The sequence below is a fragment of the Burkholderia sp. KCJ3K979 genome (assembly GCF_016759955.1).
In the GTDB taxonomy this organism is placed as follows: Bacteria; Pseudomonadota; Gammaproteobacteria; order Burkholderiales; family Burkholderiaceae; genus Burkholderia; species Burkholderia orbicola.
Genome location: NZ_JACFYV010000315.1, coordinates 1 through 5,805, shown reverse-complemented (window position 1 = coordinate 5,805; position 5,805 = coordinate 1). Strand labels below are relative to the sequence as shown.

Below are 5,805 nucleotides of genomic sequence, written 5' to 3'. Positions count from 1 at the left end.
GGTGTTCGACAATCCGACGCCTTACCACGTGACGGTGGTCGACGTGAGCGCGGGCGCGCAGAAGACGCCGGTGCCGATCGAGCCGGTCATGGTGAGCCCGATGAGCACGGCCGACGTGCCGTTCAAGGCCGCGACGCCGTCGACGCTGTTCGTCACGCACATCGACGACTACGGCGGCCAGGTGGCGGTCGAGTATGCGTGCGAGGCCGGTGCGTGCAAGAGCGTGAAGAAATGAGCGGGGCCGCGAGACAACGCAACGCACCGCTCGCGGCGTGGCTGCGCTGGGTCGTCCTGGCGATGCTGCTCGCGGCGGTTCAGCCCGCGTGGGCGCTGCGCTGCCTGACCAACAGCGGCGCGACCTCGTTGACCGAGCCGATCGGCGGCGTGGCGTCGTATCCGACCGACGCGCCGGACGGCTACGTGATCTGGGTGTCGCCGGTACGCACGACGTCGGGGTATTGCTACAAGGACCTGGGTGACGCCGGCAGCCTGAAGGTCGTCGACAACATTTACTTCTACGCGAATCCGAATCGCACGGACCCCGCCGCATGGGGGCTCGAGATCGGCATCCGCTACAAGGGCGTCGATTATTTCGACAAGACCAGCAATCGCGGCGGCGGGGTGTTTACCGGATATTCGGTGCCGCCGTGCAGCAGGTACGACTTCGACCGCGGGCGTTGCCAGCGGACGAGCATCAGCATCGACTATCAGGTCGTCGTGCGCAAAAGAGGCAACTGGGTCCAGCCGCCGAGCGATATCTATACGGTGTTCCAGTTCGACGGCGAGTTCGGGCTGAATGCGTTCGGCACGAGCTTCCAGTACCGTCTGAGCGGCCTGCGCAACCTCAAGCCGACGCCGTGCTTCGTCGACGTGCTCGTGACGCCCGAACCGGGCATCGTCAATTTCGGGCAGGTGCAGGCGGTCGGCAACGGCTTCCTGCCGGCGGTGCCGCGCAAGCGCTTTTCGCTGTCGCTGACCAAGAAGTGCAACGTCGCGGTGCGGGTGGACGGGTACTTCGAAACGAGCTATCCGGTTCAGAACGGCTTGCTGGTTCCCGCGAAGGACAGCAATTTCGGTATCGGCATCGAGGACAGCCAGGGCAAGGCGATTCCGTTCAACGAACAGTTCAACCTCGCGCAATTCCCGTCCAACGTCATGAACCAGAGCGTATTGATGGACGCGGTGCTGAAGTCGTTCGGGCCGCCGAAGATCGGCCGGTTCGACGCGACGGCGACGATCCGCTTGTTCATCTATTGATATCGAGGGCGATGCCCGGGCCACATCCATCCGCGTGGCCCGCCATCCGGGGAACGGATGGCGCGGCGTGTTCGCGAAAGCAGGATCGGCTTCCACCGGCACCGGCCTGACGCTCGCGACGCCGTGCGCGTGAATCCCGATACGGCGGCATCCGCGCAATTCGAGCCGCCAAAACGAAAAAAGCGCCGGCGTGCCGGCGCTTTCCCGCGTCTGCCGCGCGATGCTCAACGCACCCAGTGGCACACCCGGTGATGGTGATGCTCGAAGTGACACACGCGGTGCGGATGCGCTTCGGCGATGGTCGGCACGAGCACGGCAGCGGCCACGGCGGCGGCGGTGAGGGTTTTCAGTAGCGTCTTCATGTCGAGGTCCTGTCGTTCAATGATGGATCAAGGGTGCGCAGCGGCATCACCACTGCGGCCGGGGTTCGTCGCGGCGATCGTCGCGGCGGTCGTCACGCGGGCCGGCATGCCGGGCTTCCCAGTCGCGGCGCTCCCAGTAGCGATTTCCGTCCCAGTAACGATCGCCATGCCAGCCGATCGTGACTTCGGCCGGGCCAGGGTAGGCGACGCAGCCGGTGAGCATCACGCTCGACAGCGCGCCCGCCATGACGGCGGATAACACGATGGATTTCATGTTGTTCTCCCTTGGAAACGGCAAGTCGATCGTACGAGCCCCCGAAATTTCACGTGGTAAGAAGTTGCTACCGCCGATGACACGTGCAAGCCCGTCGTCAGCAGCGTGAAAGCCTGCGTCGGCGAAGTGAAGGCAGTGCGCGCGGCCCGGACGCGTACGCGTCCGCCCGGGCAACGATTCCGGCAATTGTTCAGACAAATCCCGACAACCGAAAGGGGCATCCTGTAATCAGATTGAGAATGATTTGCGTTTACGTTAAATTGCGCTATCTCGGAATTTGACGGAGCAGATCGATGGCCATGGCGGAAGTGCTCGACCGACCGGCGGCGGCAGCGGCAAACCCGTTTCTCGGCAGTTATCCGGACCTGCCGCCGCGCGCCGCGCCGCGTGCGCGCCGGGCGTCCCAGCCCGCTGCGCAGGGCGCGCTGCTCGACGTGCTGATCTCGCATCGCGCGATGCTGGTCAACGTCGCGCGCGGCTTCGTCGGCTGCGCGAGCCGTGCGGAAGACGTCGTGCACGACGTGTTCGTGAAGCTCGTCGAATTCCCGAACCAGGACGCGGTGCGCCAGCCGGTCGCGTACGTGACGCGGATGGTGCGCAATGCGTCGATCGACGCGTGCCGCCGGCAAAGCCTCGAAAACGTCTATCACACGGAAGAGGACGACGGCTTCGACGTGCCGTCGCCCGAGCCGACGCCGGAAGCCGCGCTGATGACGCGCGATACGCTGCGGCGCGTGTGGGCCGCGCTCGACGACCTGCCGGCGCGCAGCCGGGCGGCGTTCGAGATGGTGCGGTTGCGCGAGGAGACGCTGCAGACCGCGGCGCGCGCGCTGAACGTGTCGCAGACGCTCGTGCATTTCATGGTGCGCGACGCGGAGCGTCACTGCGCGGAATGCCTCGACGCGTGCCATCGCGGCGTCGCGTGCCCGGTGTTCCTGGGCGGCCGCGCGCGGCGGCGGTAAAAAAACGCGCCGGCCAACCGTCTATCAGACAGGAGCGGCCGAATTCGCCGCTTCGCCTCCTTCAACCGCCCAGCGATTTCCGATCATGACGCAAGCTCCGACGCCTTCCGCCGACACCGACGATCTCGTCTATACGGTCGTCATCAACGACGAAGAACAGTATTCGATCTGGCCGACGTTCCGGCCCGTGCCGGCCGGCTGGCGCGAAGTCGGCGTGAGCGGCCCGAAGGCCGACTGTCTCGCGCACATCGAGACCGTCTGGACCGACATGCGCCCCGCGAGCCTGCGCCGCGCGATGGACGGCGAGCGCGCCACGCGCGCGTCGTGACCCGTTGCGCCGCGTGTGCGGCGCACCACCTGAAGAGGACGTTGCATGACCCTGCTTTCGTTGCCGACGCTCGACGACCTGCGTATCGAGCCGGGGCTGCCCACCGTCGTGTCGCCGCGCGGCAGCGACGGAATGTCGATCGACGACGTCGCGCCGCTGGCGCGCGAGATCGCGGCCGACACGCTCGAACGGGCGGGCGGCGTGCTGTTCACGGGCTTTCACGTGCCGTCGATCGACGCGTTCCAGCAATTCGCGGCCTCGTTCGGCGATCCGCTGATCGGCTATGAATACGCGTCGACGCCGCGCAGCCAGGTCGAAGGCGCGGTCTACACGTCGACCGAATACCCGCCGCACCGCGCGATTCCGCTGCACAACGAGCAGTCGTACACGCGCGAATGGCCGCTGCGGATCTGGTTCCACTGCGCGCTGGCCGCGCCGAAGGGCGGGGCGACGCCGATCGCGGACAGCCGTGCCGTGTATCGCGCGCTCGATCCCGCGCTCGTCGCGCGCTTCGAGAGGCGCGAGCTGCTGTACGTGCGCAATTTCGGGCAGGGGCTCGATCTGCCGTGGCAGCAGTCGTTCGGCACCGACGAGCCGGCCGAGGTCGAGCGGATGTGCGCGGCGCGCGGCATCGAATGTGCGTGGCGCACCGACGACGACGGCGAGCTGCTGCTGCGCACGCGCGAACGCTGCCAGGCCGTCGCGCGTCATCCGCGCACCGGCGAGCGCGTGTGGTTCAACCAGGCGAACCTGTTTCACCTGTCGGCGCTCGACGACGACATGCAGGAAGCGCTCGTCGACGCGGTCGGGCTCGAGAACGTGCCGCGCAACGTGTATTACGGCGATGGCGAGCCGCTGGAGGCGGATGCGCTCGCGCAGATCCGCGGCGTGCTCGACCAGCAGCGCATCGTGTTCCCGTGGCGCACCGGCGACGTGCTGATGCTCGACAACATGCTGACCGCGCATGCCCGCGACCCGTTCGAGGGGCCGCGCAAGGTCGTCGTCGCGATGGCGCAGAGTTACACGGTCCCGCGCGACCGAACGGAGGATTGATGACGCGTAGTACCGCCGCGCTTGCCGCGCGCGGGCTGTCGGTGGGATATCGCGACCATGTCGTGATCGACGGGCTGGACCTGTCGATCGCGGCCGGCCGCGTAACCGCGCTGTGCGGACCGAACGGCTGCGGCAAGAGCACGCTGCTGCGCACGCTCGCGGGCCTGCAGCCCGCGCGTGCCGGCCATGTCGAAGTGAACGGCCAGCCGCTCGCGTCGTTTCGCCGTCGCGCGCTCGCGCGCGAGCTGACGATGCTCGCGCAGTTCAACCAGATTCCGTCGGGGCTCACCGTGCGCGAGCTCGTCGCGTACGGGCGCTATGCGTACGGCGGTTTCCTGCGCGGCCTGTCGCGCGCCGATCATGCGGCGATCGACGAGGCGCTCGACACGAGCGGCCTCGCGGGCGACGCGGAGCGCGACGTCGGCGCGCTGTCGGGCGGCGAACGCCAGCGCGCGTGGATCGCGATGGCGCTCGCGCAGCAGGCGCCGATCGTGCTGCTCGACGAACCGACGACCTATCTCGACATTCATCACCAGCTCGACATCCTCGATGCGCTGCGCGCGCTGAACCGCGCGCGCGGGCTGACGATCGTGTGGGTGCTGCACGACCTGAACCAGGCGGCCGCGTACAGCGACGAGATCGTGCTGATGCGCGCGGGCCGTCTCGTCGCGCAAGGCACGCCCGACGCGATGCTCGACCCGGCGCGGTTGCGCGCGGCGTTCGGCGTCGAGATGCTGAAGCTCGCGCATCCGCAGACGGGCGCGCCGATGTGCGTACCGGCCTACGGGCCGTCGACCGACGCCGCGCCGCAGGCGGCCGGCGTGTTCGATCGGGATCTCGCCGTATGACGACGTTCGCGATGCGCAAGCGCCTCGCGGCGACGGGCAGAGGGGCGACCCGCGGGCGAGCCGGCGCGATCGCGTTCGGCCTCGTCGCGTTGATCGCGCTGCTCGCGGCGCTGCGGATCGCCCCCGATCTGCGCGTGTGGTGGGACGCGGCGCCCGGCAGCGATGCCGCGTCGCTCGCGCACGTGTTCCTGTTCGACCTGAATCTGCCGCGCGTGGCGGCCGCGCTCGTCGCGGGCGGCTGCCTCGGCATCGCCGGCGCGCTGTTCCAGTCGCTCACGCGCAATCCGCTCGCGTCGCCCGACCTGCTCGGCGTGACGGGCGGCGCCCAGCTCGGCCTGCTCGCGGCGATGCTGGTGCCGGCGCTGGCGGGCGTCGCGACGGTGCCGCTGCTGTTCGTGTGCGGGCTCGTCGCGGCCGCGTGCGCGATCGTCGCGGCGGGCGGCTGGCGTGCGACACCGTTGCGGCTCGTGCTCGCGGGCAGCGTATGCATGCTGCTGTTCGCCGCGCTGTCGACACTGGTGCTCGCGTTCTTCGAGCAGAACATCGCGGGCGCCGCGCTGTGGACCAACGGCAGCCTGTACCAGCCGGGCGCGACGGGCCTCGTGCTCGCCGCGCGCTGGCTCGTCGTGCCGCTCGCCGCGCTGCCGTTCGTGATCCGGCCGCTGAATCCGCTCACGCTCGGCGACGATGCGGCGGCCGCGGCCGGCGTGCGCGTCGATGC

8 protein-coding genes and 1 pseudogene are annotated in these 5,805 nt (G+C 68.7%); 7 read left to right on the top strand and 2 right to left on the bottom strand.

Annotated features, from left to right (window positions below):
• Both H3O04_RS33505 and H3O04_RS33500 read left to right on the top strand, forming a co-directional pair.
• A pseudogene (locus tag H3O04_RS33505) lies at positions 1-235 on the top strand (fimbrial biogenesis chaperone); the annotation flags it as partial.
• The gene (locus H3O04_RS33500; protein WP_006476055.1) at positions 232-1,257 is read left to right on the top strand and encodes a fimbrial protein; all 1,026 of its coding nucleotides are present in this window, start codon (positions 232-234) and stop codon (positions 1,255-1,257) included. The pseudogene H3O04_RS33505 and the gene H3O04_RS33500, both read left to right, overlap by 4 nt.
• A gap of 224 nt (positions 1,258-1,481) precedes the next feature.
• Here H3O04_RS33500 and H3O04_RS33495 read toward each other — a convergent pair whose 3' ends face one another.
• A complete protein-coding gene (locus H3O04_RS33495; protein ID WP_202589324.1) occupies positions 1,482-1,619 on the bottom strand; it encodes an HHHH-motif protein in 138 nt (45 codons plus the stop codon).
• A 46-nt stretch (positions 1,620-1,665) separates the two neighbouring features.
• Positions 1,666-1,893, bottom strand: a complete 228-nt coding sequence (locus tag H3O04_RS33490; protein WP_011545369.1) for a hypothetical protein — start codon at positions 1,891-1,893, stop codon at positions 1,666-1,668.
• Positions 1,894-2,186: 293 nt separating this feature from the next.
• On the opposite strand from H3O04_RS33490, the gene H3O04_RS33485 reads away from it, so the two are divergent.
• From H3O04_RS33485 to H3O04_RS33465, 5 genes are all read left to right on the top strand, one after another.
• Positions 2,187-2,855: an RNA polymerase factor sigma-70 gene (locus H3O04_RS33485; RefSeq protein ID WP_006476053.1), complete on the top strand. Its 669-nt coding sequence runs from the start codon at positions 2,187-2,189 to the stop codon at positions 2,853-2,855.
• An 85-nt stretch (positions 2,856-2,940) separates the two neighbouring features.
• Positions 2,941-3,183 carry an MbtH family protein gene (locus H3O04_RS33480; protein WP_006476052.1) on the top strand — a complete coding sequence of 81 codons (243 nt, stop codon included), beginning with the start codon at positions 2,941-2,943 and terminating at the stop codon, positions 3,181-3,183.
• Between the two features lie 45 nt (positions 3,184-3,228).
• Positions 3,229-4,236 carry a TauD/TfdA family dioxygenase gene (locus tag H3O04_RS33475; protein WP_006476051.1) on the top strand — a complete coding sequence of 336 codons (1,008 nt, stop codon included), beginning with the start codon at positions 3,229-3,231 and terminating at the stop codon, positions 4,234-4,236.
• Entirely contained in the window at positions 4,236-5,084 is an 849-nt protein-coding gene (locus H3O04_RS33470) for an ABC transporter ATP-binding protein (RefSeq protein WP_124477264.1), read from the top strand. The genes H3O04_RS33475 and H3O04_RS33470 overlap by 1 nt, the downstream gene beginning before the upstream one ends.
• On the top strand, positions 5,081-5,805 hold a 725-nt coding region (locus H3O04_RS33465; RefSeq protein ID WP_202589323.1), incomplete at its 3' end, for an iron chelate uptake ABC transporter family permease subunit. The genes H3O04_RS33470 and H3O04_RS33465, both read left to right, overlap by 4 nt.